This window comes from Niveibacterium sp. COAC-50, from assembly GCF_013184235.1.
Classification (GTDB): Bacteria; Pseudomonadota; Gammaproteobacteria; order Burkholderiales; family Rhodocyclaceae; genus Niveibacterium; species Niveibacterium microcysteis.
The window spans coordinates 223,597-249,696 of sequence record NZ_JABCJM010000004.1; the positions used below are offsets into that span (position 1 = coordinate 223,597).

Annotated in this window: 26 protein-coding genes; 21 read left to right on the top strand and 5 right to left on the bottom strand. The window is 65.8% G+C overall.

Annotated elements, in window-relative coordinates; all coding sequences use genetic code 11:
• Positions 1-15: 15 nt before the first annotated feature.
• The 5 genes from mrdA to HH302_RS16630 all read left to right on the top strand — a co-directional run bounded on the left by mrdA (position 16) and on the right by HH302_RS16630 (position 6,284).
• The gene (gene mrdA / locus HH302_RS16610) at positions 16-1,896 is read left to right on the top strand and encodes a penicillin-binding protein 2 (RefSeq protein WP_172203366.1); all 1,881 of its coding nucleotides are present in this window, start codon (positions 16-18) and stop codon (positions 1,894-1,896) included.
• Positions 1,893-3,020, top strand: coding sequence for a rod shape-determining protein RodA (gene rodA, locus HH302_RS16615; RefSeq protein WP_172203367.1), 1,128 nt, complete (start codon positions 1,893-1,895; stop codon positions 3,018-3,020). The genes mrdA and rodA overlap by 4 nt, the downstream gene beginning before the upstream one ends.
• On the top strand, positions 3,017-4,126 hold the full coding sequence (locus HH302_RS16620) for a septal ring lytic transglycosylase RlpA family protein (protein WP_172203368.1): 1,110 nt from the start codon (positions 3,017-3,019) through the stop codon (positions 4,124-4,126). Before rodA ends, HH302_RS16620 begins: the two co-directional genes overlap by 4 nt.
• A 185-nt stretch (positions 4,127-4,311) precedes the next feature.
• Positions 4,312-5,427 (top strand): YbdK family carboxylate-amine ligase, encoded by a 1,116-nt coding sequence (locus HH302_RS16625; protein ID WP_172203369.1) that lies wholly within the window; start codon positions 4,312-4,314, stop codon positions 5,425-5,427.
• A complete protein-coding gene (locus tag HH302_RS16630) occupies positions 5,424-6,284 on the top strand; it encodes a gamma-glutamyl-gamma-aminobutyrate hydrolase family protein (RefSeq protein WP_172203370.1) in 861 nt (286 codons plus the stop codon). Before HH302_RS16625 ends, HH302_RS16630 begins: the two co-directional genes overlap by 4 nt.
• A gap of 9 nt (positions 6,285-6,293) precedes the next feature.
• Here HH302_RS16630 and HH302_RS16635 read toward each other — a convergent pair whose 3' ends face one another.
• On the bottom strand, positions 6,294-6,761 hold the full coding sequence (locus HH302_RS16635; RefSeq protein WP_172203371.1) for a MarR family winged helix-turn-helix transcriptional regulator: 468 nt from the start codon (positions 6,759-6,761) through the stop codon (positions 6,294-6,296).
• Positions 6,762-6,905: 144 nt separating this feature from the next.
• Between HH302_RS16635 and HH302_RS16640 the strand changes: the two genes are divergently transcribed.
• From HH302_RS16640 to HH302_RS16670, 7 genes are all read left to right on the top strand, one after another.
• Complete coding sequence (locus HH302_RS16640) at positions 6,906-8,216, top strand: chloride channel protein (protein ID WP_172203372.1); 1,311 nt, start codon at positions 6,906-6,908, stop codon at positions 8,214-8,216.
• 109 nt (positions 8,217-8,325) lie between these two features.
• A complete protein-coding gene (locus tag HH302_RS16645) occupies positions 8,326-9,471 on the top strand; it encodes a D-alanyl-D-alanine carboxypeptidase family protein (RefSeq protein ID WP_172203373.1) in 1,146 nt (381 codons plus the stop codon).
• 17 nt (positions 9,472-9,488) lie between these two features.
• Positions 9,489-9,752 carry a YbeD family protein gene (locus HH302_RS16650; protein WP_172203374.1) on the top strand — a complete coding sequence of 88 codons (264 nt, stop codon included), beginning with the start codon at positions 9,489-9,491 and terminating at the stop codon, positions 9,750-9,752.
• Between the two features lie 153 nt (positions 9,753-9,905).
• Complete coding sequence (gene lipB / locus HH302_RS16655) at positions 9,906-10,556, top strand: lipoyl(octanoyl) transferase LipB (protein WP_172203375.1); 651 nt, start codon at positions 9,906-9,908, stop codon at positions 10,554-10,556.
• A gap of 9 nt (positions 10,557-10,565) precedes the next feature.
• Positions 10,566-11,516, top strand: coding sequence for a lipoyl synthase (gene lipA / locus HH302_RS16660; protein ID WP_172203376.1), 951 nt, complete (start codon positions 10,566-10,568; stop codon positions 11,514-11,516).
• Positions 11,517-11,763: 247 nt separating this feature from the next.
• Positions 11,764-12,309: a porin family protein gene (locus HH302_RS16665; protein ID WP_172203377.1), complete on the top strand. Its 546-nt coding sequence runs from the start codon at positions 11,764-11,766 to the stop codon at positions 12,307-12,309.
• 141 nt (positions 12,310-12,450) lie between these two features.
• Positions 12,451-13,464 carry an AraC family transcriptional regulator gene (locus tag HH302_RS16670; protein WP_172203378.1) on the top strand — a complete coding sequence of 338 codons (1,014 nt, stop codon included), beginning with the start codon at positions 12,451-12,453 and terminating at the stop codon, positions 13,462-13,464.
• Positions 13,465-13,476: 12 nt separating this feature from the next.
• Here the strand turns inward: HH302_RS16670 and HH302_RS16675 are convergent, their stop codons facing one another.
• Positions 13,477-14,385 (bottom strand): LysR family transcriptional regulator, encoded by a 909-nt coding sequence (locus HH302_RS16675; RefSeq protein WP_172203379.1) that lies wholly within the window; start codon positions 14,383-14,385, stop codon positions 13,477-13,479.
• A 118-nt stretch (positions 14,386-14,503) separates the two neighbouring features.
• Here HH302_RS16675 and HH302_RS16680 point away from each other — a divergent pair, with 118 nt between their 5' ends.
• The 3 genes from HH302_RS16680 to glsA all read left to right on the top strand — a co-directional run bounded on the left by HH302_RS16680 (position 14,504) and on the right by glsA (position 18,538).
• Positions 14,504-15,439 carry a DMT family transporter gene (locus HH302_RS16680; RefSeq protein WP_172203380.1) on the top strand — a complete coding sequence of 312 codons (936 nt, stop codon included), beginning with the start codon at positions 14,504-14,506 and terminating at the stop codon, positions 15,437-15,439.
• Positions 15,440-15,587: 148 nt separating this feature from the next.
• Positions 15,588-16,619 carry a low specificity L-threonine aldolase gene (locus tag HH302_RS16685; protein ID WP_172203381.1) on the top strand — a complete coding sequence of 344 codons (1,032 nt, stop codon included), beginning with the start codon at positions 15,588-15,590 and terminating at the stop codon, positions 16,617-16,619.
• A 95-nt stretch (positions 16,620-16,714) separates the two neighbouring features.
• Positions 16,715-18,538 (top strand): glutaminase A, encoded by a 1,824-nt coding sequence (glsA, locus tag HH302_RS16690; protein ID WP_172203382.1) that lies wholly within the window; start codon positions 16,715-16,717, stop codon positions 18,536-18,538.
• 6 nt (positions 18,539-18,544) lie between these two features.
• On the opposite strand, the gene HH302_RS16695 is transcribed toward glsA, so the two are convergent.
• The 3 genes from HH302_RS16695 to HH302_RS16705 form a co-directional block, all read right to left on the bottom strand.
• The gene (locus HH302_RS16695) at positions 18,545-19,111 is read right to left on the bottom strand and encodes a thermonuclease family protein (protein ID WP_172203383.1); all 567 of its coding nucleotides are present in this window, start codon (positions 19,109-19,111) and stop codon (positions 18,545-18,547) included.
• Complete coding sequence (locus HH302_RS16700) at positions 19,089-21,257, bottom strand: primosomal protein N' (protein WP_216661950.1); 2,169 nt, start codon at positions 21,255-21,257, stop codon at positions 19,089-19,091. The genes HH302_RS16695 and HH302_RS16700 overlap by 23 nt, the downstream gene beginning before the upstream one ends.
• A gap of 357 nt (positions 21,258-21,614) precedes the next feature.
• Positions 21,615-22,805, bottom strand: a complete 1,191-nt coding sequence (locus HH302_RS16705) for a class I SAM-dependent rRNA methyltransferase (RefSeq protein ID WP_172203385.1) — start codon at positions 22,803-22,805, stop codon at positions 21,615-21,617.
• A gap of 133 nt (positions 22,806-22,938) precedes the next feature.
• Here HH302_RS16705 and HH302_RS16710 point away from each other — a divergent pair, with 133 nt between their 5' ends.
• The 6 genes from HH302_RS16710 to HH302_RS16735 all read left to right on the top strand — a co-directional run bounded on the left by HH302_RS16710 (position 22,939) and on the right by HH302_RS16735 (position 26,061).
• Positions 22,939-23,325, top strand: coding sequence for an MAPEG family protein (locus tag HH302_RS16710; RefSeq protein ID WP_172203386.1), 387 nt, complete (start codon positions 22,939-22,941; stop codon positions 23,323-23,325).
• Positions 23,325-23,726, top strand: a complete 402-nt coding sequence (locus tag HH302_RS16715; RefSeq protein ID WP_172203387.1) for a hypothetical protein — start codon at positions 23,325-23,327, stop codon at positions 23,724-23,726. The genes HH302_RS16710 and HH302_RS16715 overlap by 1 nt, the downstream gene beginning before the upstream one ends.
• Before the next feature lie 28 nt (positions 23,727-23,754).
• Complete coding sequence (locus HH302_RS16720; protein WP_172203388.1) at positions 23,755-24,126, top strand: VOC family protein; 372 nt, start codon at positions 23,755-23,757, stop codon at positions 24,124-24,126.
• The gene (locus HH302_RS22780) at positions 24,063-25,121 is read left to right on the top strand and encodes a GNAT family N-acetyltransferase (protein WP_172203389.1); all 1,059 of its coding nucleotides are present in this window, start codon (positions 24,063-24,065) and stop codon (positions 25,119-25,121) included. The genes HH302_RS16720 and HH302_RS22780 overlap by 64 nt, the downstream gene beginning before the upstream one ends.
• Before the next feature lie 119 nt (positions 25,122-25,240).
• A complete protein-coding gene (napF, locus tag HH302_RS22785; protein WP_172203390.1) occupies positions 25,241-25,744 on the top strand; it encodes a ferredoxin-type protein NapF in 504 nt (167 codons plus the stop codon).
• A 5-nt stretch (positions 25,745-25,749) separates the two neighbouring features.
• Complete coding sequence (locus HH302_RS16735; protein ID WP_172203391.1) at positions 25,750-26,061, top strand: chaperone NapD; 312 nt, start codon at positions 25,750-25,752, stop codon at positions 26,059-26,061.
• The last annotated feature ends 39 nt before the right edge of the window (positions 26,062-26,100 follow it).

The window sequence follows — 26,100 nt, forward strand, 5'->3', positions numbered from 1 at the left end:
CGGCGTCGAAGATCGATGGAATTCAAGACACCCGAACAGGAGATCTCGCGCTTCCGCGGCCGTGTGCTGGCGGCGAGCGTGTTCGTCTTTTTCTGTTTCGGCCTGCTGGTTGCGCGCTTCGTTTGGCTGCAGGTGATCAAGCACGATTACTACAGCACGCGCGCGGAGGACAACCGCATCTCGCTGGTACCGATCGTGCCGAACCGCGGCCTGATCGTCGATCGCAACGGGCTGGTGCTGGCGCGCAACTACTCCGCCTACACGCTGGAGATCACGCCAAGTCGCATCAAGGATCTGGATGCCACGATCGACGCGCTCGCCGGCATCGTCGACATCCAGCCGAAGGACCGCAAGCGCTTCAAGAAACTGCTCGAAGAGAGCAAGACCTTCGAGAGCCTGCCAATCCGCAACCGCCTGACCGATGAGGAAGTCGCGCGCTTCGTTGCGCAGCGGTACCGCTTCCCGGGCGTCGATATCAAGGCGCGCCTCTTCCGCCAGTACCCGGAGGGGGAGTTCGCCTCGCATGTGCTGGGTTACATCGGCCGCATCAACGACAAGGAAAAGACGCGCATCGAGGAAGACGAAGATCGCGCGGCGAACTATCGCGGCACCGAGCACATCGGCAAGAGCGGCCTTGAGCAGAGTTACGAGGATGAACTCCACGGCACCACCGGCTTCGAGCAGATCGAAGTGGATGCCGGCGGCCGCGCAGTGCGCTCGCTTGCACGCACTCCGCCGGTGCCGGGTCGCAAACTCGTACTGACGCTGGACAGCCAGTTGCAGAAGATCGCCGAGGCGGCCTTCGGCAACCGGCGCGGCGCACTGGTGGCGATCGAACCGGGCACCGGAGGCGTGCTGGCGCTGGTGTCCAAGCCCACCTTCGACCCCAATCTGTTCGTTGACGGCATCGACCCGCAGAACTGGGATGCGCTGAACAATTCGCCGGACCACCCGCTGATTCACCGCGCGATCTACGCATCGTATCCGCCCGGCTCGACCTTCAAGCCCTTCATGGCGACTGCCGCACTGATGACGGGCAAGCGCACGCCGTCGCAGGCGATTTCAGACCCCGGCTACTTCTGGTTCGGCGGCCACCAGTTCCGCGACGACAAGAAGGGCGGCCACGGCTCGGTCGACATGGCCAAGTCGATCATCGTCTCCTGCGATACGTACTACTACGCGCTCGCCAACGACATGGGCATTGATTCCATCGCGCGCACGCTGGGCCAGTTCGGGCTCGGTTCGCGCACCGGCATCGACATCGGCGGCGAAGCGACTGGCGTGCTGCCCTCGCCGGAGTGGAAGAAGAAGCGCTTCAAGAAGCCGGAGCTGCAGAAGTGGTACGCCGGCGAAACCATCTCGGTTGGCATCGGGCAGGGCTACAACAACTACACGATGCTGCAGATGGCGCACGCGACCGCCACGCTCGCGGCCGGTGGCGTGATGTACAAGCCGCACCTGGTCAAGTTTGTGCAGGATCCGCGCACCAACGAGAAGCGCGTCATCGAGCCGGAGCCGATGAAGACGATCCCGATCAAACCGGAGCATGTGAAGGTAATCCATGACGCCATGGTGGGCGTGATCAAGTACGGCACCGGCGCGCGCGCCTTTGCTGGCGCCCCATACGTTGCAGCCGGCAAGACCGGTACCGCTCAGGTCTTCTCGCTCAAGGGCGGCAAGTACGAATCGCACAAGCTCGGCGAACGTCTGCGCGACCACGCGCTGTTCATCGCCTTCGCCCCGGTGGAAGCACCGAAGATCGCGCTCGCTATCCTGGTCGAGAACGGCGGCTTCGGTGCCGAGTCGGCCGCGCCGATCGCGCGCCAGGTGCTCGACTACTACCTGCTCGGCAAGGTGCCGGAAGGTGCGGCACCAGAACAACCGGGGGCGGAATGATCCTGCAACGCCTGTGGCGCCGCATCGCGGCGCCGATCGACCCATTCCTGTTCTCGCTGTTGATGATGCTAATCGGCTTCACGACCGTGGTGCAGTTGTCGGCCTCGCCCGATCGCATTCAGGCGCAACTGATCAACACGGGCGTGGCGCTCGCGGTGATGTGGGTGGTTGCCAACATCTCGCCGCAGCGGCTGCAAACGCTCGCGCTGCCGCTTTATGTGGTGGGCGTGCTGCTGCTCGTCGCGGTGGCGCTGTTCGGGCAGATCTCGAAGGGCGCGCAGCGCTGGCTGGATCTGGGCATCATGCGGATTCAGCCCTCCGAGCTGCTGAAGATCGCGATGCCGCTGATGCTGGCCTGGTACTTCCAGATCCGTGAGGGCTCGCTCGCGGTGCGCGACTTCGTCGTTGCGACCGTGCTGCTTGCGATTCCAGTCGGCCTGATCGCCAAGCAGCCCGACCTTGGCACCGCAATCCTGGTGCTGTCCGCCGGGCTGTTCGTGATCTTCTTTGCCGGCCTTTCGTGGAAGCTGATCGCGCCGGTGATGCTGGCCGGCGCAGTTGGCGTGGGCGCAATCGTCGCGACAGAAGACAAGATCTGCGCACCGGATGTGCAATGGCCTGGCCTGCGCGACTACCAGAAACACCGCATCTGCACCCTGCTCGACCCAACCTCCGACCCGCTCGGCAAGGGCTTCCATACCATTCAGTCCGAGATCGCGATCGGCTCCGGCGGCGTGCTCGGCAAAGGCTGGCGTAATGGCACGCAGACCCAACTCGAGTTCATCCCGGAACGCCACACTGACTTCGTCTTCGCGGTCATCTCGGAAGAGTTCGGCCTGATCGGCAACATCGGCCTGCTGTTCACCTTCCTGCTGGTGATCCTGCGCGGCCTGCTGATCGCAGCGAACGGGGCCACCGTGTTCGGGCGCCTGCTGGCTGGCGCGATCTCGCTGTCCTTCTTCACCTACGCGTTCGTGAACATGGGCATGGTGACCGGCATCCTGCCGGTGGTAGGCGTGCCACTGCCGCTGGTGAGCTACGGCGGCACTGCGCTGGTGACGCTTTGCCTGGGCTTGGGTATCCTGATGAGTGTTGCCCGCCACCGGACGCTGCTCCAGAAATGATCCGCCGCGTTTTCCGTAACGGTTCCACCCGCCTGCCGGTCGGCACGCTCTCGGCGTTGACCGCCGCGCTGGTGCTGTCGGCGTGCGCCACGTCGCCCGCCCCGGTCAGCCCGCAGCCCGAAGCGCGGCCGCAGCCGCCCAGCGCCTCCGGCAGCAAGCCGAAGGTGGTGCAGAAGAAGGGCGGCGGCTACTACAAGGACGACGGCCCCGGCGACGACATTCCGGACAACCTCGATTCGGTGCCGGACGCCGAGCCCAAAGCCGAGCCGCTGCATCGCTTCGCCAACAATCCGTACAACGTGTTCGGCAAGGAATACGTGCCGGCGCAACAGGTCGCACCGTATCGTGAGCAAGGCCTCGCGTCCTGGTACGGCCGCAAGTTCCACGGTAAGCCGACCTCAAGCGGCGAGAAGTACGACATGTACGGCATGACCGCCGCACACCCGACGCTGCCGATCCCGAGCTATGCGCGCATCACCAACCTGCGCAACGGCAAGTCGGTGATCGTGCGAATCAACGACCGCGGCCCCTTCCACACCGGCCGCTCAATCGATCTCTCGTACGCGGCAGCCTACAAGCTCGACTACCTCGATACCGGCCACACCGACGTCGAGATCGAGGCCATCGTGCCGGAAGGCATCGAGGTCATCGCCGAGAACATTCCGCCGATCCGTCAGCGTGGGCCCGCACCGAAGCGCGTGCCGCTCAAGCCGGTGCCGCCTGAGCCGGTTGAAGTGGCCAGCGCGAAGCCGGCGCCGGCGGCGCCCGCAAGTACCCGGGTCGATGCTCCGGTGCTTGCGGCCGCACCGATCAGCGCAACTGCAGTCACCGAGCTCAAGCCGCTCAACACCGCAAGCCCGGCCGCGCCGAAGACCAGCGGCATCTTCCTGCAGCTCGGTGCTTTCGCGAGTGCCGCCAACGCCGAGAGCTTCCGCAAGTTCGTCAGCCACGAAATGAGCTCGCTCGCCGGTCAGTTGCAGGTTCTGGCGCTCGATGGCCGCTTCCGGCTGCATGCGGGCCCCTACGCCAGCGAGAGCGAAGCCCGCGGCATTGCAGACCGCATCAGCGCAGCCCTGCGCTTCAAGCCCTTCGTCATCACACGTTAAGCCCGGTCTCGGGCGCTCTGCATAGCCACTGACCGATAGGCAACTTGGTTAGATTTTGTTTTTATATTTGCCCAAATATAACTAACCGGCTACCTTGGAAACACTCCCCCCGCCGGCCTGATCCTCAGGCCTCCTGTCCTCGCGCGTGCAGCGCGAGTTCGTTTTTCACCGACACGGAGGCAATCATGACCCTCGCCACCTTTGCACCCTCGGCCCCGCTCACACTCGGCGTCGAACTCGAATTGCAGATCATCGAGCGCGATACCCGCGATCTGTCACCTCGCGCCGCCCAGTTGCTCGATCTGCTTGCGGCACAGCCGTTTCCGGGCGAAGCCAAACCGGAGATGACACAGTCGATGATCGAGGTATCCACCGACGTTCATCGCAGTGTCGGCAGCCTGCACGCGCAGCTGTGCGAAATCCGCGACACGCTGGTCGGCGCCGCAAACACCCTCGGCGTGCGGCTCGCGGGTGGCGGCACGCACCCCTTCCAGCTCTGGCAGGAGCGCCGCATCTACCCCGGCGAGCGTTATGAGGCGCTCGCCAACCGCTACGGCTACCTTGCACGGCAGTTCACCGTGTTCGGGCAGCACATCCATGTCGGTGTTGAGTCGGCCGATGATGCGATGTACCTGACGCATGCGCTCGCGCGCTACGTGCCGCATTTCATCGCCCTGGCTGCCAGTTCGCCGTACTGTCAGGGCGCGGATACCGGCTTTTCCTCGTCGCGACTCAACAGCGTGTTCGCGTTCCCGCTCTCCGGTCACGCGCCGCCCGTCCTCGAGTGGGAACGTTTTGAGCACGAGTTTTATGAACCAATGCGCGCCGCCGGCATCGTAGCCAGCATGAAGGACTTCTACTGGGACATCCGCCCCAAACCCGAGTACGGCACGGTGGAGCTGCGTGTCTGCGACACGCCGCTGGATGTCGACCACGCGGCCGCACTGGCGGCCTACCTTCAGGCGCTGGCCCTACGGCTGCTGACCGACCGCCGCGATCCGCCGCAGGAGCGCGACTACCTCTGCTACACCTTCAACCGCTTCGAAGCCTGCCGCTTCGGCTTCGATGGCGAGTACGTCAATCCCCGCACGCTGACGCGCAAGAGCCTGCGCGAGGACATCCTCGAAACGCTTGCAGCACTTGTCGACGACGCCCGCGCGCTTGAGTGCGCGGATGCCCTCGCGCAGCTGGAGCGCTTCGCACAAGGCGAAACCCTGGCCGACTGGCTGCGCGGGCAGATGCACGATCCACTGCCAAGCCACACCCTCGTCGACGCCGCCACGGCACGCTTCCTCACATGAACGATGACTCTGCCCCGCGCCGACGCGGCCCATTCGGGCGCCCGCTACGGATTGGCCTGTCGGCGCGGATCTTCCATCCTGACACGCAACGCCAGGGCGTCTTCCGCCGCACCTTGCAGATCCTGGAGCAAAGCATCGCGCACTGGATCGGCGCGCAGCATGTGATGGTGCTGATGGTGCCGTCCGTGCTCGGCGATGGCCCGATCCGGCGTGGCGACATCGCACTGGCCGATTACGCCGACTATCTGGACGGACTCGTGCTGCAAGGCGGCGCCGATGTGAGCCCCGGCGTGTACGGCCAGACACCGCGCTGCGACGCCTGGGCCGGCGACCCGGTGCGCGACGCCTACGAGCTGGAGCTGCTGACGGTGTTCATCGAGCGCGGCAAGCCGGTGCTGGGCATCTGCCGCGGCATGCAGCTGATCAATGTGGCCTTCGGCGGCACGCTGCACCAGGATCTGCCCTCGCTCTGCGGAACCGGCGAACGCCACGAATCGCCTGCCTACGATCGCCATCGGCATCCGGTCAGCCTGGTTCCCGACGGCCTGCTTGCGCGCACGCTGGACACGCGTGAAGGCTGCGACGTCGTATCGATTCACCATCAGGCGATAGATCGACTCGGCCGCGACCTTCGCATCGAAGCCCACAGCCCAGAGGACGGCATCATCGAAGCGATCCGGCTCGATGCACTGAACTTCGTGCTGGGCGTGCAATGGCACCCGGAATTTCACGCGGGTCAGCCGGGTGTGCTCAATTGCAACCCCTTGCTCGATCGCTTTCTGACGGAGGTCGCGGCGGCCGCCGAAGCAAGCTTCTGGCTAGAAGCCGGCAGCGGCCCGCGCCGCAGCGAGCCCTGAACGGCGCGATCAACTGCGGCCGAGGGGAATCCGGCCCGCCTCCTCGTCGGCCTGCAGAGCGTTGATCAGCACCCGCAGATCCTCGTCGAGCCGGTCGAGCGTCGGCTGCGGCAAGCGCTCCAATGCATCCGGCAAGACACCTTCGAACGGCCCCGGCACCTTGCCAAGCGCAAGCTGACCCGCGGCGAGGATCTTCAGCGCCACGCTGCGCCGATCCGACTCACCGCGTGCCACCGCAATCAACTCGCGCTTGACCAGGGTCTTCACCAGATTGCTCGCTGTGGACTGGTGAATGTCCATGCGCCGCGCCAACTCGCCAATCCCGATGCCCGGGTGATCGCGCACCAGGCTCAGCGCCCAGACTTGCGCGCCGCCCAGCCCGGTCTTCATTTCCACCTGCTGGAAATGGGTGCGTACGGCGTTGAAAACGATGCGAAAGCGCCTCAGTACATCAGCCGGCGTGGCGGTGTGGGTCATGGTCTTTTCGTGATCCGGAGAGACGGGCGTCAGCACAGCGCACCACTGCGATCTGTGCAGGTGTGGCGTCCGCGCACTGGTGGGCAACGCGTGCGTCGAAACTGATTATATTTGTACAAATTCAAATCGTCGCGAGCGAAACCCATGCCCCCCCAGCCCCAAGTCGCGAACGCCCTGCAGCAGGAATTCTCCGACTGGCGGTTGTGGGCGGCGCGGCTGGTGGTGCTGTCCTTCGCGGCGGCAAGCGGGCTTGCGATCGTCGGCTTTACCTGGCTCGCTGAAGTGGCGCTGGCGGCCTTCTTCCGCCTCGAACGCGCTGCATGGTGGGCACCTTTGATCTGGACCCCGCTGCTCACCGCCGGCATCGTGTGGCTCACGCGCCGCTTCGCGCCGGGGGCCGCCGGCTCGGGCATCCCGCAGATCATCGCGGTGCTTGAACACGAATCGGCCGCGGCACAGCGGCCACTGTTCGTATCGATGAAACTGTCCGTCGCCAAGCTCTTCCTCACGGCCGCCGGCTTGCTCGGCGGATTGGCGCTCGGCCGCGAGGGCCCGTCGGTGCAGATCGCCGCCGGCATCATGCGCAACGCTCGCCGCTGGCTACCGGCGCAGTCACAGATCTCGGAGAACGGCTTGCTGATGGCGGGCGGTGCGGCGGGTATTGCCGCGGCGTTCAACACGCCACTCGGCGGCGTGATGTTCGCAATCGAGGAACTCTCGCGGCGGCCCGAACAGCGGCGCAACGGCCTGCTGATTGGCGCAATCGTGCTGGCTGGCCTGATGGCCGTGTCGGTGTATGGCAACAACACCTACTTTGGCGTGATCCGCGTCGAACGCTTCAGTTTCCGTATGGTGGCGCCGGCGCTGCTGGTGGCGTTGCTGTGCGGTGCGGCGGGCGGGCTGTTCGCCCGCGCGCTGATCGCGATCCTGAGCGGACGCACCACGGACCGCTTCTCTCGCCTGCGCGGCCATGCGCCGATCCGCTTTGCGGCCTGCTGCGGCCTGCTCGTCGCGCTGATCGGCATTGTCAGCCAGGGCGCGAGCTATGGCAGCGGCTATGCGCAAACCAAGGCGATGATTGCCGGTGCGAGTGAGTCGACGCATCTGGCGGTACTGCTGCGCTTTGTCGCCACCTGGTTCACCGCGGCCTCCGGCGTGCCGGGCGGCCTGTTTGCGCCCTCGCTGTCGATCGGCGCAGGCTTGGGCAACAGTGTCGCCACGCTGATGGCCTATCCGAACGCGCCGACCTTGATTGCGCTCGGCATGGCGGCTTTTCTCGCTGCCGTGACACAGGCCCCGCTGACGGCCTTCATCATCGTGATGGAGATGGTCGACGGCCACGAGCTGGTGCTGAGCCTGATGGCCTGCACCTTGATCGCAAGCGGGCTGTCGCGGCTGATCAGCGCGCCGCTCTATCCCGCACTCGCCGAACTGCAACTGGCGCGTCTGAAATGACGGGAAAGAACGCCAGCCGCCAAGTGTTTCAGCATGTAGCCGGCCCGGCCGCATTGGCCTTGCCGGGTATAATCGCGCCCTCCGTCCGCAGCCCCTCCGCAGAATCCCCATGACACGACTGTTCGCCGTCCTGATCTCGCTTTCGCTCGCCCTTGCCGCGCCTTTTGCGCAAGCCAACGAGCCCACGCCACCCGCCCTCGCCGCCCGCGCCTGGCTGCTCTACGACGTTGGCTCCGGTCAGGTGCTGACGGCGCAAGGCGCCGATGAGCGGATCGAGCCCGCCTCGCTGACCAAGCTGATGACCGCCTATGTGACCTTCAGCGCGCTGAAGGCCAAGACGATCTCGATGGACCAGCAGGTCGCCGTGTCGGAGAACGCCCGCAAGTCCAGCCTCGACGGCTCCCGCATGTTCATCATGCCGGGTATGCCGGTGACGGTGCGCGAGCTGATCCAGGGCATGATCGTGCAGTCCGGCAACGACGCCTGCATCGCGCTCGCCGAGCTGATTTCCGGCTCGGAAGAGGCCTTCGTGTCGCGCATGAACAAGGAAGCGCAGCGTCTGGGCCTGAAGAACACCCAGTTCCGCAATGCCGCCGGTCTCACCATGGACGGCCACTACATGAGCCCGCGCGACCTGGCCACGCTGGCCGCGGCGATCATCCGCGACTTCCCAGAATACTTTTCCTTCTACTCGCAGAAGGAGTTCACCTACAACAAGATCAAGCAGCCCAATCGCAACCGCCTGCTGTTCATCGACCCGACCGTCGATGGCATGAAGACGGGCCACACCGAGGCCGCCGGCTACTGCCTGGTGTCCACCGCCAAGCGCGGGTCGCGTCGCCTGATCTCGGTGGTTACCGGCACGACTTCGGATTCGGTGCGCACCGCGGAATCGCAGAAGCTGCTGAACTATGGCTTCCTCTCGTGGGAGACGACCAAGCTCTACGCCGCCAACGCCGCCGTGCAGACCTTGCCGGTCTGGCAGGGCAAGGCGGATAGCGTGAAGGCCGGCTTCACCAACGATCTGGTGGTCTCGGTGCCGCAGGGTGACGCCGCCAAGCTGAAGGTTCAGCTTGAAAGCCGCCAGCCGCTCAAGGCGCCGATCGCCAAGGGCGCACAACTCGGCACGCTGACGGTGACGCTGGACGGCAAACCGCTGGGCACCTACCCGGTCGTGGCACTGGAAGCGGTGGATCAGGCTGGCTTCTTCGGCCGCCTGTGGGACGCCATCCGCTACTGGATCAAGAACCTCTGAGCGCTGGAGCAAGCACGATGTCGAACGCCGAACTGCTTGAGTTTCCTTGCGACTTCCCGATCAAGGTGATGGGTGAGACGCGCGACGATTTCGCCCAGACCATCGTCGAGGTGGTGCAGCAGAACGCGCCGGACTTCGACGCCACCGGCGTCGAGATGCGCGCGTCGAGCGGCGGCAAGTACATCAGCCTGACCTGCACCGTGCGCGCCACTTCGCGCGAACAGCTCGACAACATCTACCGTTCGCTGACCAGCCACCCCTTCGTGAAGGTGGTGCTCTGAACAGCCATTGGGCCGCGTGGCGCGCACGCGGCCATAAACGCGCGGGTATGGGGGAATAACCCCATCGCCCGCAGCGTTGCCCGGTTGGCGCCCGGCCGATAAAATCCCTTTTTTCGTCAAGCCCTTGCGTTGTTGCGGGGCAAGCGCCACCGCATGAACGCCCTGCCCCCTCCACTGCTGCGCAAGCCGCTCGGCCGCGTCGAGTACGAACCGACCTGGCACGCGATGCAGGCGCTCACACGCGCCCGCATCGGCGATACGCCGGACGAGCTGTGGCTGGTCGAGCATCCGCCGGTGTTTACACTGGGCCTCGCCGGCAAACCGGAGCACCTGCTGCGCGAAACCGGCATCCCGCTGGTGAAGATCGACCGCGGCGGCCAGATCACCTATCACGGCCCCGGCCAGGCGGTCGTGTATCTGCTGATCGACCTCGCGCGGCGCGAGATCAAGGTGCGCGAACTGGTGAGCCTGATCGAACAGGCGATCCTCGACGTGCTGCGCGGCTACGGGATTGATGCCCACCTCAAGGACGGCGCGCCCGGCGTCTATGTCGGCGGCGCCAAGATCGCCGCGCTGGGCCTGAAGATCGCCAACGGCTGCAGCTACCACGGGCTCTCGCTCAATTGCGACATGGATCTTTCGCCGTTTTCGGCGATCAATCCATGCGGCTATCCGGGCCTGGAATCGGCCCAACTGAAGGATTTCGGCGTCGTCGATCCACTCGACGTCGTGCATCGCAAACTGGCGGACGCGCTCGACGCGCGCTTCGCCCACCACCACGCTGCCCGCCGGGCAGCGGCCTGAAAGGACATCATGGCTGAAGTCGGCAAGAAGCTTCGCGGCGCGGACAAGACGGCGCGCATCCCGATCAAGATCGTTCCGGTGGCCGAAAAACTGCGCAAGCCGGAATGGATCCGCATCCGGCTGGGCGGCGCCGAGGAAACCGCGCGCTTCAACGAAATCAAGGACACGCTGCGCGACCACAAGCTGCACACCGTGTGCGAGGAAGCCTCCTGCCCGAACATCCATGAATGCTTCGGCAAGGGCACCGCGACCTTCATGATCATGGGTGACATCTGCACCCGCCGCTGCCCCTTCTGCGATGTGGGTCATGGGCGCCCGAACCCGCTCGACGAAAACGAGCCGGCCAACCTCGCCAAGACGATCGCGGCGATGCGCCTCCGCTATGTGGTGATCACCTCGGTGGATCGCGACGATCTGCGCGACGGCGGTGCCCAGCACTTCGTTGACTGCATCCGCGAAACGCGCGCCGCTTCGCCGAAGACCACGATCGAAGTGCTGGTGCCGGACTTCCGCGGCCGCATGGACATCGCACTGGAGATCTTCGACCAGGCGCCACCCGACGTCATGAACCACAACCTCGAAACCGTGCCACGTCTCTACAAGGCGGCCCGCCCGGGTTCGGACTACGCGTACTCGCTGCAGCTGCTGAAAGAGTTCAAGGCACGCCATCCGGACGTGCCGACCAAGTCCGGCCTGATGGTGGGCCTCGGCGAGACCGACGAGGAGATCCTCGAAGTGATGCGCGACTTGCGCGCCCACAACGTCGAGATGCTCACCATCGGCCAGTACCTGCAGCCCTCCGGCGGCCACCTGCCGGTGCTGCGCTACGTGCATCCCGACACCTTCAAGATGTTCGAAACCGAAGCGCTGAAGATGGGCTTCAAGAACGCCGCCTGCGGCCCGATGGTGCGTTCGTCCTACTGGGCCGACCAACAGGCTCAGGGCGCCGGCGTGGTCTGACACCCGCACCAGGCTTACGTTTAAACGGCCCGCTCGGTGACAACACCGGGCGGGCCGTTTTCTTTTCTACACCCGCTTACATCTGCTCCGGCAGCTTTGGCCGCGCCGGCCAAGGCAGTGTCTCGGCCGGACAAGGAGGTTTCGGCGCCTCGTCCGTAGCATTCATCCCATCGAAAGACAGCGCGGATTCAGACAGATACCGGAGTCCTCCACCGCGCGGGATTCGTGAGAGACGAAAGGAACAAACATGAAGACCCAACTGATCATCGCTGCAGCGGCTGCTACTTTTGCTGGTGGTGCCATGGCCGCAGACCAAGGCTTCTACGTTGGCGGCAATGTGGGTGCCTCGACGGCCGACGTGAGCGGCGCTGGCGAAATCAAGGACACGCCGAGCACCTGGGGGGTGTATGGCGGCTACGACTTCACCCGCAACTTCGCCGTCGAGATGGGCTATCAGGATCTCGGCAAGACCAAGGCCGCGGGCCTCGAGTCCAAGAACGAAGCGATCTCGGTGGACCTGGTCGGCAAGTATCCGGTGACGGAACGCTTCGATGTCTACGGCAAGGTCGGTCTGGCCTACATGGATCGCGACCTGACCGGCGCCGGCTACGACGAGAGCAAGTCGGGCACCGCGGCCAAGGTGGGCTTCGGTGGTGAGTTCAAGGCAACGCAGAACGTCGGCATCCGTGCCGAGGTGGCGCACTACGCCGGCGGCCCGAAGTTTGAAACCACCAACGCAAGCTTCGACAGCAATCAGACGATCTTCACGATGGGCGTGAACTACAAGTTCTGATGCCACCGGGCAGCACATCTTGAAACGCATCGGGCGGTCTTCGGACCGCCCTTTGTCATTTGTGTAAACGCGTGCAGTCGGCACCGCCAGGCAGTGAATCTCCCCCTAGAATGTGGGGACTCTTCCTTCAGGCGACCGACCATGCAGGACACCTGGCTGAGCAGCGTGATGCTGCTGGTACATACCGCCCTCGCCGACCGCGGGCTTGATGCAGACGGGATTGCCGCAAGCGCAGGTATCGACCCGGCGCTGCTGCGCGACCCCAACACACGTATCCCGATCTTGCCGGCAGCACAATTCTGGGAAGCCGCTGTGCGTGCGGTGGATGGAGATCCATGCTTCGGCCTCGACGTCGCCGAACGGCTCAACCCCACGACGCTGCATGCCGTCGGCTTCGCGTGGCTGGCGAGCGCGAGCCTGCGCGAAGCCGGGCGCCGCCTCGTGCGCTACTTCCGCATCGTCAGCTCGGTGGACGAAGTCGAGATCCGCGCGGAAGCCGGGCGCACCTGGCTGGTGTTCAATACCGAAGATGGCTTCACGCTACCGCGCAGCTACGACGCGCGCATGGCCTCACTGGTGCGGCTGTGTCGCGCGATCGCAGGGCCCGACTTCAAGCCTGCCGCAGTCCGCCTGCGCCATCCACGCAACGCTGCAGCCGAGCGCATGCGCACGCTGTACGGCGTTGAGCCCGAATTCGGCGCCAGCGAATACGCCATCGCGATTGACGACGAAGAACTCGATCGCCCGCTCCCGAGCGGCAACGCTGAGCTGGCGCTGTCGGCCGAAAACATCGCGTCCGAATACCTCGCCCGCCACGCCAAGGACGACATCCTTGCGCGCGCACGCCGCGCGTTGATCGAGCTGCTTCCGTCGGGCGGTGTGAGCCGTGGCGTGATCGCGCAGAAGTTACTGTTGTCCGAGCGCACCTTGCAGCGGCGCCTGGCCGACCAGGGTTTCACCTTCGCGAGCCTGCTCGAAAGCCTGCGCCAGGAACTGGCCTATGACTACCTGCGCACCGGCACGCACTCGATCAACGAGATCGCCTACCTGCTCGGCTTTGCCGAAATCGCGAGCTTCACGCGCGCCTTCCGCCGCTGGAGCGGCGTCGCGCCGTCCACTTGGCGCGACGCGCAGTTCGGTGGTGTCGCCGCCTGAGCGGGCACGGGCTCACACGCCCGACCGCCCGGACTGCGAAATCAGCGTCAGGTGGGTAATCAACTCGCGCTGATAGGGTGACAGGGTCTGCTCGCGACGGAAGCACAGCTTCATCTCGCGGCTGCCCCAGGCATCGTTGAGTTCGACGACCGCCAAAGGTACGGCGGCGGAGCTGGCTACGGCCGCCGAATGCGGCACCACCGCCACACCCACCCCCGCGCTGACCATGCGGCACACCGCATCGAAGGCGCGCACCTGGGCACGGATGCGCGGCCGCCGACCTGCCTCACGAGCACGGTCAAGCAGGAAGCCGTGGATTGCGCTGTCGGCCGACAGGCTGACGTAGTTTTCGGCGAGCGTGTCCGCGTAGTTCAACCGCCCGCGGCTCGCGAACGGATGCTGCGGACTGCAGATCAGTACCAGCCGATCTGCTCGGTAGGGCAGGAAGGCCAGCTCCGGCCCGCCCACCTCGCCGGCAACGATGCCGACATCCGCGGCGCCGGACACCACTGCGCTGACGATCGCGGGGCTGGAATGCTCCTCCAGCAGCACGTCGACCTGCGGTTGTGCGGCCAGAAAACCGGCCAGATCCTGCGGCAGGCTGCCGCCGATTGCATTGGTGTTGGCAAACAGGCGCACCACGCCAGCCACGCCGCGCGCAAACGTACCGAGTTCCGCATCAAGCAGGGCGACTTCAGACAGGACGCGCCTCGCATGGCGCAGCATCGCCTCGCCAGCCGGGGTGAGTGCCACGCCACGTGGCCGTCGCTCAAACAGCGGCGCGCCGGCCGCATCTTCGAGCCGCCGTATGCGCGCCGAGGCGCTGGCCGGCGCCAGGTGCACCCGCTCGGCGCCCTGCGTCAGGTTGCCGGTTGCGGCGATCGCGCCGAACAGCTGGAGGTCGGTCAGGTCGTATCGCATGTCGCTTGCGTTCGTCAAAAGCGAATGATTACTTCGGAAAATACCGATTGTCCATACGGCACGGAATCGACTCCAATTGACATCCAGTCAATTTGGCGCAATTTGCCCCGACCCTTTCGTGTTCCGAAATTCCGAAACCACTGGCTTCTGGCTCGCGATCCTCGCCGCGCTTGGCTTCTCCGCCAAGGCGATCTTCGTGAAGCTGGCCTTCCCGTACGGTGTCAGCCCGCTCGCGCTGCTTGCGCTGCGCATGGCTTTCGCCGCGCCGGTATTCGGATTCATCGCCTTGCGCAGTTCGCGCAATGCCGCGCCGCTCTCGGCCGGCGACTGGGTCGCGCTTACGGCGCTTGGCCTGCTCGGCTACTACGGGGCGTCGCTGCTGGACTTCATGGGCCTGCGCTACATCTCGGCCGGCCTCGAACGCCTGATCCTGTTCACCTACCCGACGATCACGATGCTGATCGCAGTATTCGTGTTCAGCCGCAGCTTCTCGCTGCGTGACATCGGCGCGCTTGCGCTCACCTGGCTCGGCATTGCGCTGGCCTTCGCGCACGACCTGCAGCTGTCGGCCGATGCGGCCGCGGTCGCGATGGGCGGCGCGCTCGTGTTCGCCTCGGCGGTCTGCTACGCGCTCTATCTGACCGGGTGCGGCGAAATGGTGTCGCGCCTGGGCAGCCGGCGCTTTACGGCACTCGCGATGTGCGTATCGACGGCCACCACCTTCCTGCATTTCGGCATGACGCAGCCCATTGAGAGCCTTGCCCAGCCAATGCCGGTGATCTGGCTGGCGCTCGCGATGGCGGTGTTTTCGACAGTGCTGCCGGTTTTCATGCTGAGTGCGGCGATCCGCGAACTGGGCGCCACGCGTACGGCGATGCTCGGCAGTGTCGGCCCGGTCCTGACGATCGGCCTCGGCGCGATCTTCCTGGATGAACCCCTGTCGGCCGCGCAATTGGCCGGCACCGTGCTGGTCGTGCTGGGCGTGTCACTCGCCAGCCGCCCCGCCACCAAGAAACATGAGGCCCCCGCAGCGCTCAAGCGTGCGCGAGTCTAGTACCGGTGTTTCCTCCCTCAGGTCTCGTACCTTGAGTTCGGCGCGACGTTCCGACGTCGCGTTTTTTTTGGTCGCGTGGCTGTAAGTGGGCGCTCGATCGCCGATGCTAGACTGGCTTTCACCCGTCAACCAACGCGGACACCCCGCCATGCAACATACCGAATTCGCCAGCGACAACACATCGGGGATCTGCCCCGAGGCGATGGAGGCCCTGCTCGCCGCCAACAGCGGCACGCTCGCCTCTTACGGCAACGACGAATGGACACGCCGCGCCTGCGACGCGATCCGCGCGACCTTTGAAACCGACTGCGAAGTCTTCTTCGTCTTCAACGGCACCGCGGCCAACTCGCTGGCGCTCGCCTCGCTGTGCCAGAGCTACCACAGCATCGTGTGCCACAAGCTCGCACACGTTGAAACCGACGAATGCGGCGGGCCCGAGTTCTTCTCGAATGGCACCAAACTGCTGCTCGCCGGCGGCGCCGACGGCAAGCTCGACGCTCGCGGCATCGAGAAGCTCGTCGCCGCCCGCACCGACATCCACTACCCGAAGCCGCGCGCGGTCACCATCACGCAATCGACCGAAGTCGGCACCGTGTATTCGCTCGACGAGGTGCGCGCGATCGGTGCCGCCTGCAAGGAGATGAACCTCTCCCTGCACATGGACGGCGCCCGCTTTGCCAATGCCGTGGCCAGCCTTGGCGTGAGTCCAGCCGACCTGACCTGGCGCGCCGGCGTCGATGTGCTGTCGTTTGGCGGCACCAAGATGGGCATGCCGGTCGGCGAGGCGGTGGTGTTCTTCGATCACGAACTCGCGCGCGACTTCGCCTACCGCTGCAAGCAGGCCGGCCAACTGGCCTCGAAGATGCGCTTTCTGGCCGCACCGTGGGTCGGCATGCTTGCGGACGATGCGTGGCTCGCGCGCGCCAGCCACGCCAACGCGATGGCGCGCCGCCTCGGCAACGCGCTCGCGCGCCTGCCCGGTGTGGCGCCGCTGTTCCCGGTGCAAGCCAACGCGGTATTCGTCAGCATGCCGCAGCAAGCGGCCGATGCATTGAAGGACAAGGGCTGGGCCTTCTACAGCTTCATCGGCGCCGGCGGCGCACGCTTCGTGTGCTCGTGGGCGACGCAACCGGAGCAGGTGGATGCGCTGGTGGCGGATGTGAAGGCCTGCCTGGGCTGACACAGCGCGACTGACCGGCCGACGCTCGCCGCCGGCCACTTGGCACTGCGCTTGCATCGCCCCCCGCATCACCACAGTTGGGGGGGGGCCGTGCCATGAAGTCGCCGATCCAGTCCTATCTCGAAACGCTGCACCGCCAGTTGGCGGCTTTACGCGGCGGCGAGGTGGCAAGCTACATCCCGGAGCTGACGAAGGCCAACCCGGACTGGTTCGGCATTTGCCTTGTCACCGTGGATGGCGTGGCTTACAGCGTCGGCGATGCGGCACAGCCCTTCACGATCCAGTCAATCTCGAAACCCTTCGTCTACGCCACGGCGCTGGCCGATCGCGGGCTCGCCTACGTGTCGCAACGAGTTGGCGTGGAACCAAGCGGTGACGCGTTCAATTCGATCAGCCTGCATCCCAAGAGCGGTGCGCCGCTCAATCCGATGATCAATGCTGGTGCGATTGCCTCAGCCAGCATGGTGGCCGGTCAGGACGCCACCCGGCAATGGGCGCGGATCGCCGAATCGCTGGGCGTATTCATGGGTCACGACGTTGCGCTGGATGACGCCGTCTATCGATCGGAGAGCGAGACCGGCTTCCGCAACCGCGCGATCGCCTGGATGTTGAAGAACTTCGGCATCATCGCCGACGAGCCGATGGCCGCACTGGAGAACTACTTCCGCCAATGTTCGGTCCTGGTCGACTGTCGCGACCTCGCCTTCATGGCCGCAACACTGGCCAACGGCGGCATACATCCTGCGACCGGCGAACGCGCGCTGCCGCCGGAGGACGTTGAGCGCGTACTCAGCGTGATGGCCACCTGCGGCATGTATGACTACGCCGGAAGTTGGCTCTACGAAGTCGGCATGCCAGCCAAGAGCGGAGTCGGCGGCGGCATCATCGCGGTGCTGCCGGGCCGCTTCGGCATCGGCGTCTTCTCGCCGCCACTCGACGAGAAGGGCAACAGCGTGCGCGGCATCGAGGTCTGCAAACGACTGTCGCACGACTTCGGATTGCATGTGTTCAACAAGACACGGCATCCGGCGCTCGCCGTCGGCCGCATCTACACCGCTGCCGATGCCCCGTCGCGTCGTGCGCCGACGCCGGCGATGCGCGAGGTGCTGCAACAGCAAGCCCAGCGCATCAAGTACCTCTGCCTGCAAGGTCATCTGGAGCTGGACGGCATCGAGTACGTGATCCGGCGCATGAGCGAACTGGCGCCGGAATCCAGCTGCATGATCCTCGACATGAACCTCGTCGAAGACATCTCGGAGAGCGCCGCCCGCTTGCTCAACGAAGCGCGGCAGCGGCTGCACGACGAGGGCGTTGCGGTGGTGTTCTCGCGGCTGCGCGGGCGGCGCGCGATCATGGACCCGCTGAGCAAGACCCGGCCCACCGGCGACCACGGCTACCTGAGTTTCGAGGACAACGACCTCGCGGTGGAATGGTGCGAGAACCGGCTGCTGGGCGATCTCGCCAACCCGGTCGCAGACGACGCACGGCTGGAAGACAACCCACTGTTCAAGGGCGTACCGGAAGACATGATGCGACGCGTCTACGCGCTCACCACACGCTGCGCCTTCGCACCCGGTGCGCCAATCTTTGCCTCGGGCGACGCGAGCGACGGCCGCATCTTCTTCATCGTCAGCGGTACGGTCAGCGTGCTGGTACCACGCCCCGAAGGCGGTCACCAGCGTATCGCCTCGCTCAGCCCCGGCATGAACTTCGGCGAGATGACGCTGCTCGGCAAGACCACGCGTAGCGCCTCCGTATTTGCGGACAGCAAGGTCGTCTGCAATGTGATCGGCACCGACGATTTCAACGCCCTTGCCGAGTCCTACCCTCAACTGAAGATCACGCTGCTGGAAAACCTCGCGGCCGACCTCACCGGCAAGCTGCGTCGGGCGACGGACTGGATCGCGGCCTTGGCCTGAGGGGGCTCAACCCCGCCAACCGCTGCGCCAGACCCAAGGCGGAATCGGGGAGGCGTCGCGCCAGAGGCAGATGCGGCGGCGGCGCGCTTCCTGTTCCGAGAAGTCGTACTGCCCCTGCGCCTGCGGATCCTGGCGCTTGGCGTAGGCGCGATACCACCAGGCGAGGCCAGCGGCGATTTGCGCGTGCCCCAGGTCGAGGTTGTGCGGGCAGTCGGCGCGGCCGGCGCAGGGCATGTCGGGCGAACTGACCCATGCAACGCCGACATAGCGGCCGTACTGATCGCGCTCACGCCATTCAACGGTGACCGATGCGCCAAGCGCGAGGCGTTTGAGGTTCTCGCCCGCCTCGTGGCCCCAGGGCTGGTCGTGCTCGGGTGCATCCACATAGGCAAGTCGCACCCGCCGGACGCTGCCGCTGCGATCGCGTACATGCAGCGTATCGCCGTCGTCCACCTTGCGCACCTTGCCGTTGAAGCGGCCGCCACGGGCCTGCGCGCCAAGGCTGCCGAACAGCGTGGCCAACGCGACGAGCGAGATCAGGAGGCGGTGCTTAGAGATCGATCGGATCGACATCGACATGCCAGCGCAGCGCGCGCGGCGATTTCATCGCGTGCAGCAGCGGCACCCAGTGCGCGAGCAACTGCTGCAGCGCGCCGCGGGTGTCGGCCTCGATCACGAGTTGTGCGCGCTCCAGTCGCGCTCGCCGTACCAGACGCATCGGCACCGCGTCGTAGAGCCGCACCGCGTCGGCGTAGGGTTCGGCCGCTTCGCGCGCCATGTTGAGGAAGTCGATCGCCTGCGCGACTTCGGGCGCCTCGGCGCGCAACACGGCCTGCGCGCCGCAAGGCGGGAAATGCGCCTGCGCGCGCTCTTCGAGCTGCGCGTTGGCGAAGCCGTCGAAATCCTGCCGACGCAAGGCATCAAACAGCGGGTGTTCCGGAAACTCGGTCTGGATCAGTACTTCACCGGCGAGCCCCGCACGCCCCGCGCGCCCGCCGACCTGCATCAACTGCTGGAAGAGGCGCTCCGGCGCGCGATAGTCCGCGGCGAACAGCGAGGCGTCCGCGCCAATCACGCCAACCAGCGTCAGCTTCGGAAAATCGTGCCCCTTCGCGAGCATCTGCGTACCAACTAGGATGTCGGCCTCGCCGGCTTCAATCGCATGGCGCAGGGCCGCCCAGTGCGCCGGCGTCTTGATGCTGTCGCGGTCGGCCCGCAGGATGCGTGCATGCGGGAAGCGCGCGGCAAGGTATTCCTCGACGCGCTGCGTGCCGCGCCCGAAACCGTGCAGATCCTGATTGCCACATTGCGGGCAGGCACGCGGCACCGGCGCTTCAGTGCCGCAATGGTGGCAGCGCAGGATGCGTTCGGAGAGGTGGAACACGCGGTGCGCCGAACAGTGATCGCAGTCGCTGACCCAGTTGCAGGCCGGGCAGGCCAGCACCGGCGCATAACCGCGCCGGTTGAGGAAAATGAGGCTCTGCTCGCCGCGCTCGATCCGCGCAGAGATTGCGGCCTCCATCGGCGGCGACAGGCCGTCCTTCAGCTTGATACGGCGCGTGTCGATCAGGCGCACCGTTGGCGGCGCGGCCGCTGCGGCGCGGCGCTCCAGCCGCAGCATGCGGTAGCGCCCGCTCTGCGCCGCCTGCCAGGTTTCCAGCGAGGGGGTGGCCGATCCCAACACGATCGGCACGCCAGCCTGCTGCGCCCGCCACACCGCCAGGTCGCGCGCCGAGTAGCGCAGGCCGTCCTGCTGTTTGTAGGAGGCGTCGTGCTCTTCGTCGATCAGGATCAGACCGAGCCGCGGCAAAGGGCTGAACACCGACAGCCGGGTGCCGATCACGATGTCGGCGCTGCCATCGAGGGCGGCGATGAAGCCGCGGCAACGCGCGCCATTAGTCGCGCCGCTGTGCAGGGCCACGCGACGCGCACGCGGAAAGCGCGCCGCTACGCGGGCTTCGAGTTGTGGCGTGAGGCCGATCTCCGGCACCAGCAACAAGGCCTGCTTGCCGGCCGCGAGCGCCCGTTCGATCAGGCGCAGGTAGACCTCGGTCTTCCCGCTGCCGGTGATGCCATGCAGCAGAAACGGGGAAAACCGCTCGGCCGCGCTCCATACGGCCTCGACGGCCGCAGTCTGCTCGTCATTGAGTATCGGTGCGTCGCAGAGATCAGCCTTGGCGCAGGAAGGCGCCTCGTCGACCCAGCCGCGCTGGCGAGCTTCGCGCACTGCGGCGGCACCGAAGGCCTCGACCAGCGCCGAGCGCGGCTGTTCGCCCGCGATCAGGTGTTCGGCAAGCGCGCGCACGCGCGACACACGGCCCGGACTGGCCAGCGCCGCAAGGCCGGCCTCGTTGAGCATCAACCACGGATCTGCGCTGCGGTCGTCCATCAGTTCGGCACCGCGCAGACCGGGCGGCAGCGCCACCGCAACCGCTTCACCGAGCGGGTGGTGGTAGTAACGCGCAGCGAACTGCACCAGCGCCAGCCAGTCGGCCGGCAGCGCCGGCACCTCGCGAAGGATCGGCCCGAGCGGTTTGAGGCGCGCCGGATCAACCGCTGCGAGGTCGGGCAGCGCAAGGATCACACCGATCTTTTCGCCGCTTGCGAACGGTACGCGCACAAGGCGGCCGATATCAGCCACGGAGATATCCACCGGCGCCAGGTAGTCAAAGCTGCGCGGCAAAGGCACTGGCAGCGCGACGCGAACGACAGAATTCAAACAGCCGTTTTCCACTACCGTATTTTTCTCTTTTTATTCAGCGCATTGCCACTCAAACATGAGATACAGCCGTCACAGTTTGTTTTAACCCTTTCGTAACAAAGGGCCTTTTCAACAATTGTGGATAACTTTGTGGGTGACTGGGGATGTTTTGCCGCGGCACGCACCATTTCGGGTCGGCGTCAATACCGCATCGCAACATTGAAAAATAACAAACGCCTTATTTTTCAAACCTTTACGTCAACACCAAAAAGTCAATGGTCTTTCTCGTCGTTTTTTCCGCCCACAGGGCGCGAGATGTGCATAACTCAGGATCGCGTCATCGCGCGCTTGTCAAGCGGCTGCGTTTGCGGGCCCTCAAACCACCTGACAAACCAGGCCCTTGAGGTACTCGCCCTCAGGGAAAGCGAGGCCGATCGGATGGTCTGGCGCCGCGGAGAGCCGATGGATGATCTGTGCGTCGCGCCCGGCATCCGACGCCGCGCCGGACAGGATGTTCTGGAACAGTTCCTGCCCGATGCCGCCTGAGCAGGAATAGCTCATCAGGATGCCGCCCGGATTGAGCAGCCGGAAGCCGAGCAGATTGATGTCCTTGTAGGCGCGCGAGGCACGCTGTGCATGTGCGGCACTGGGTGCGAACTTGGGCGGATCGAGCACGATCAGATCGAAACGGCGGCCCTCCGCACGCAATTCACGCAGCGCCGCGAAGACGTCGGCCTCCCACCAAGTGGCGCGCGTGGCGTCCAGCTGCGGGTTGCGCTCCACGTTGCGCTGGGCGCTTGCCAGCGCATGGGCCGACGAGTCGATCGACAGCACCTCGCGCGCACCACCCGCCAGCGCCTGCAGCGAGAAGCCGCCGGTGTAGCAGAAGCAGTTGAGCACGCTGCGGCCGCGTGCCAGGTCGCGCGTCAGGCGGCGGTTTTCGCGCTGGTCGAGGTAGAAGCCGGTCTTGTGGCCGCTCACGGCGTCCACACCGAGCAGCACGCCGTGCTCCTCGATCGCCAGATCCGGATCAGGCTCGCTGCCGGCAAGTACGCCGACGGTGGGCTCCAGCCCTTCCAGCGTACGCACCTCGGAATCCGACCGCTCGTAGATGTTGGCGCAGCCAGTGGCCTGCAGCAGCCCGGCGACGATGGCATCACGCCAGCGGTCGGCGCCGGCGCTGGTGAGTTGCAGCACGATGGTGTCGCGATAGCGATCCGCGATCACGCCCGGCAGGCCATCGGATTCGCCGTGGATCAGTCGCATGCCATCCTGCCCGGCGAGCATCGGGTGTGCCGTGCGGCGTGCCACCGCGGCGGCGACGGTGCGCTTGAAGCAGGCATGGTCGATCGGTGTTTCGGCGTCGAAACTCCACATCCGCGCTCGGATCTGCGACGCCGGTGAGTAGGCTGCGCGGCCAAGCACGATGCCACGCTCGGAGACCACATCGACCGTGTCACCGCCGCGCGCCCTGCCGGACACGCTCGCGACCGAGCCGGCGAAGATCCAGGGGTGGCGGCGCATGACGGAGCGCTCCTTGCCGGGCTTGAGAATGAGTTGGGCCATTTGGGGCGTTCCTGCGGGCAAACCGGGATTTTCGCATGTCCCGGCGGTCGGGCGCGACGCTTGGGGCCGACCGCAGGGCGTCGATCCCACGCCAAGCCGATTACACTGCCGCCCACATTACGGAGACAAGACCATGAAGATCAGCTTCCTGTGCATCCTGATCGCTGCCATCCAGCCCTTCCTGTGGGCAGGCGCAGCGAAATTCGGCGGGCAACGCAGTGGCACCCGCTACGACAATCGCGCCCCGCGCGACACATTGGCGCACCTGAGCGGCTGGCCACAGCGGGCGAACTGGGCGCAGCAGAACAGCTTCGAGGCCTTTCCGATTTTCGCGGCGGCGGTGCTGATGGCTTACGCCGCCGGGGTTCCCGCGGCACTGATCGACTTCTGGGCGGTGTGCTTCATCGTCGCGCGCTTTGCCTACTTCGCCTGCTACGTCGCCAACCTCGCGACGCTGCGTAGCCTGGTCTGGTTCGTCGGCGTCATCGCCTGCGTGCGGCTGATGTGCGCGGCAATTTGATGCGACGTGGCGCGCTTGCGCTCGGCGCGCTCGGGCTGGTCGCGACGCCGCTCGTGTTCGCACTGCTGCCCTACACGCGCCCGAGCGTCGCCGGCACGCCGGACCCGATCACGGCCGTAACGCTGTTCGCCTTCCTCGCGCTGCCGTGGCTGATCGTGCTGATTTCAGCCTGGCGCGGCGCCGAGCGTTTCGCGATGGCGAGCGGCGCGTTGATGGCGGGTTTAGAAGCGCTCGCGCTCGGCGTTGCGCTGGCTCACCCGAGCGGCACCCTGGCCGCGCTGCTGTACCTGCTGAAGCCGATCGGCCAAGTGCTTGTCTGCCTGCCGCTCGGCGGCGTGATGACCTGGGCAGGCCGGCGTGCGGCAACGATTGCACGGCGCCGTGCCGGCACCCCACAATGATCGCCACCGCTGCCCACGGAGACGCTGCATGAGCACCCACCTATCCAGCCTCGGACAGATCGCCCTGCACGTGGCCGATGCCGACGCCTCCGAGCGCTTCTACCGCGACGCGCTCGGCCTTCCCTTCCTGTTCCGCTCCGGCAATCTGGTGTTCCTCGACTGCGCGGGTGTGCGGCTGATGCTGCAAGGCGGCCCGGCGCCGCGCTCCCCCGGCAACACGGTGTGCCTCTACTTCAAGGTGCCGGCGATCGAGCCGGCCATGGACGAACTGAGCGACCTCGGCGTCGAGTTCGAAGGGGCCCCGCAGCTGATCGCCCGCATGCCGGACCATGAGTTGTGGATGGGCTTCTTCCGCGACCCGGATGGCTATCTGCTCGCCCTGATGGAGGAGCGGCGCTGAGCGCCCCGCCGAACCTCGCCGGCGAGGCGCCGATCGTCATCGACATCGAGGCCTCCGGCTTCGGTCCGCGCAGCTATCCGATCGAAATCGGACTCGCGCTGGGCAACAACCGGGCGCTGTGCACCCTGGTCTGCCCAGAAGCAGAATGGACCCACTGGGACAGCAGCGCCGAGGCGATTCACCACATCTCGCGCGACAGCCTGTTTCAGCACGGGCGCCCGGCGCAGCATGTGGCCGAAGTCCTCAACCGCGAGCTGGCGGGCAAGGTTGTGTATACCGACGGCTGGGCCAACGACTACACCTGGCTGGCGCTGCTGTTCGACGCCGCAGGGCGCGTGCCGGCCTTCCGCCTCGATAACCTGCGTACGCTGCTGAGCGAGGAAGAAGCCAATCGCTGGCACGACACGAAGGCGCAAGTTCAGGCCGAGTTGCATGTCGAACGCCACCGCGCGAGCAACGATGCGCGCGTGCTGCAGCTGACCCTGCTGCGCCTCAAGCACGGCCTGCAGCCGCTGAGCGAGCGCGGACGCAGCCACGAAGCGCATCTGCTCGACGAGATGGCGAAGCTCGACGCGCTGACGCTGGGCGACCTGATCGCCGCGCAAAGCGGTCTCTTCTCCGCCGAAACCCAGCGCGAACATCACGCCGCGGCCCTCGCATGCGGTGGGCGCGTGATCGCCGAACACCTGCAACACAGCCTGGCCGGATACGTACTGATGCGCCCGTACGATACCGAGAGCTGGGAAATCCTCTCGATCAACATTCACCCCTGGTACCGCAGCACCGGCCTGCATCGGCGGCTGCTCACGCGGACCCTGGCGCACCTGATCTCGCACGGCGCGGTAACGCTGCGCAGCCGCGTGCTGCCCGGCCACGAGATCGCGATGCGCCTGCATGAGAAGCTCGGTTTCGCGCGCGAACGTGAAGCCGCAGACGGCAGCCTCCACTACCTGATCCGCGTGTCAGACCTCGCGCGGCGGCTCAGGCAAGCATGACCCGCCATTTTGCACCGCACAATAACCCCTTGATTAGTAAGGGCTAAGTCACCCGCATTGACGCGCGTCAATGCCACAACGGAAATACGCGCGCCCAATCCGGCGCACAAGGGTGGTGCATGGATCCAACACGACGTCGATTCCTCGGGGGCGCGCGCCCGACCGCCACAGAACGCTACCTGCCGCCGTGGGCCGGCGACGCGCAAGGCTTCCTGCACCGCTGCACACGTTGCGGCGATTGCGTGAGCGCGTGCCCGGTCGGCTTGCTTGCGTTGGACGCGGAAGGCTATCCGTCGCCGCAGTTCGACCAGGCGGCGTGCAGCCTTTGCGGCGAATGTGTCGTGGCCTGTTTGCCGCGCGCGCTCGATCGCAGCGAGGGCCGCGCGGCGTTTGCGCATGTAGCGCAAGTTGGCCCGGGGTGTCTTGCGCTGCAAGGGGTGGAGTGTCGGGTATGCGGCGAAGCATGTGAGGTGACGGCGATTACGTTCCGACCCCAGCTCCGTGCGCTTGCCCAGCCGGCCATCGATGCGTCGTGCTGTACCGGCTGCGGCGCGTGTGTTGGAGTGTGTCCAAGTCATGCGGTGGCCTTGCGGGCACCGTCCGAATCAGTCGCGGGGGAATGAACAACATGCGAATCGTCGGATTGGTGATACGCGCAAAGCCGGAGCATCTGGATTCCGTCAGCACAGCGCTGACGGCCTTGCCGGGCGTAGAGATCCACGGGCGGGACGACGATGCCGGCAAGCTCGTCGTCACAGTCGAAGATGTCCCCGGCGCAGCAACGACCGAGACCCTTACGCAAGTGCAGCTGGTGGAACATCTCGTGTGCCTCACGCTGGCCTACGAATACTCCGACCACGAACCGGAAGGCGCAGCCACGACGGCAGCCCCGGCCGCTACCCAACCCGATACATGTGAGGCCTCAGCCCACGCGGGCTGAGGCCTCACAAGAACAAGACGAATACCTTTCCGGAGGCAG